Here is a 2,224-nt window from a genome sequence, read left to right on the forward strand (position 1 = left end):
TGGAAAGATTATCGGCCAAGTATGCTCGCAGTAATGTATGGAGTTGCATAACAAAGCAATCAAGGTGACCCATTACACTCGGCAGTTTTGGTTTGAAGTTCGGTACGCTTTGTTGGTTTTGCGTGGGGCACCTTATTGCAGGCGTTATGCACCTTAGAGCCAAGTTCATCAATGGTAGAATGTTCATCGTGCTTTTCCACGATTTCTTGGGCAATTAGTTCAGCGAAAGGCTGCCAGAAAGTTCAGAGAACAGCAGGTTGTCGTTTTCTTTGTTGCCTTTTACCCTGGCAGTTCAGCAGTGAGTTTCCATCGTTACATTGCTTTGAAAAGGATGTTGCTTGTCTTAACCAATAGTTCGGTGCAGCAGCCAATCCTGTCCGTAAAGAGGTTGTCATGCAAGTTGGTCTGGCTCAAAGTGTTGATGGTCAATCTGAACAAATTAGAGCCAGCGTGTGCTGTTTTCATGTCGCAGTCTCATCATGCGTGGAACGGCTTTCGGCCAAGTATGATCGCATTAATGGATGGAGTTGCATAACAAAGCAATCAAGGTGACCCGTTACACTCGGCGGTTTTGGTATGAGGTTAGGTGCGCTTGGTAAGTTGGCCGTGGGGCACCTTATTGCAGGCGTTAGGTGCTAAAACACATGTTGTTAGTTCCATTTAAATTAGTAGGTTTGATATGGGTGACTATTCTGATTTTTGTGAGTCTTTCGGTGGCAGTGCAAGTGATCCCGACTTCATGGATAACTGGTTGGATACATACGCAAATACGCCAGCAGAGAAGCATTATGAATATAATGAAAAGTTAAAAAGATTTTATGACCAACAATCTCATAGCTTTAAACAAATATTTTCTTTATTTATGGACGAAGATGGTAGAGTCGCCATAACACATGAGAAGTACAAATATATCCGTATTCATCACAGTAAAATAGATAAAAATCCGGATTTCTATATAAGGATTCGCTATTCATTAGCAGACAATAAAGAACAAATAGTATTAGACCGTTTAATTAAAAATGGATATTTATTAAAGCCAACGAAATCATATCAAAAAGACCATACAATTTACCTTTCTGAAAAGGACTCACGTGTTAGAGAGCAAGAAATAATATCTGTAGTAAGTCAATTGATAGAAGTAATACAGACTAGTGAGCGCACCTAACAAGGCAATCAAGGTGATGCGTTACACTCGGCGGTTTTAGTACGGAGTTCAGTGTGCTTTGTTGGTTCAGTGGGGCACACCTTATTGCAGGCGTTATGGCCTAGTAGCAGAGGCAACTTGGTATTCGTTTCAAGTTCATTGAGTCATGCTTAGCGGCTGTTAAGCCGGTCTCTTAGGCTATATACCTGCACGCTTTTCGGTATAACGAACTGTAAGGTTTATTGGTTTTGTACGCCACACGCCTGAGTTAACAATAGCGGACGGAGCTGGTTATGCCCGAAATTTCATCGCGATACAGTTCTCGTTTTACTCGGGTTTTCAAGTATTAACTCCTCAAATCCCCCCCTTTAAGCTTCCGATTTCTATCCGCAAACAAGAGCAACTCTATGTCCAGAGACTATTGTCTTCGCTTCTTAGATAATCTTTTGTACAAAAAATATCAGAAAAGAGGTTAGATATTTGATGTTTAAGACAAAAATAGGGTGATCTCAAACTTATATATTTTGTGTGTTGTATGATGTCTTAATCATATGGCGGGCTAATAGTTCCGTTCGGCGGTAGCGTGCCAAATTCTAGTTACCTGGTTGAAATGTGGCCATAACAAAGCAATCAAGGTGACCCGTTACACTCGGCGGTTTTGGTATGAGGTTCGGTGCGCTTTGCTGGTTCAGCGTGGGGCACCCTATTGCAAGCGTTAGGCATGGGAAAAGACTGCTTTTGGATCTGGTCGTAACCGCATCGCCCAAGAACGGAAAATCTTAGGCCATTCGTTCATCGTAGGGCTGTCCTTAAAGTTCTGGGAAGTGCAGGTTGCTCCGTTCTTTGTTGCCTCAGACGATGGCAATAAACATTCATAGTTTCCTCGATACAAAGCAGTGAATGGCTTGTCGTTTACTCAACCCATCAGTTTAGTAAGCAGCCCTGATTAGCGCCGCATCAGGCTGTCATGCAAATGTAGCTGGCTTTAAGGTGTTGATAGTCACCATGTCTCGTGATTATTCGTTGGTGCAGTATCCCATGGTTGGCGGCGGAGTATGCTGAGAGTTCGCCGGCCAAGTA

The 2,224-nt window shown here is 42.8% G+C and carries 1 protein-coding gene; it reads left to right on the forward strand.

Annotated features, from left to right (window positions below):
* The first annotated feature begins 679 nt into the window (after nt 1–679).
* Complete coding sequence (locus EIZ48_RS28005) at nt 680–1,165, forward strand: hypothetical protein (RefSeq protein WP_160658656.1); 486 nt, start codon at nt 680–682, stop codon at nt 1,163–1,165.
* The last annotated feature ends 1,059 nt before the right edge of the window (nt 1,166–2,224 follow it).

The sequence above is a fragment of the Photobacterium alginatilyticum genome, assembly GCF_009910675.1.
Classification (GTDB): domain Bacteria; phylum Pseudomonadota; class Gammaproteobacteria; order Enterobacterales; family Vibrionaceae; genus Photobacterium; species Photobacterium alginatilyticum.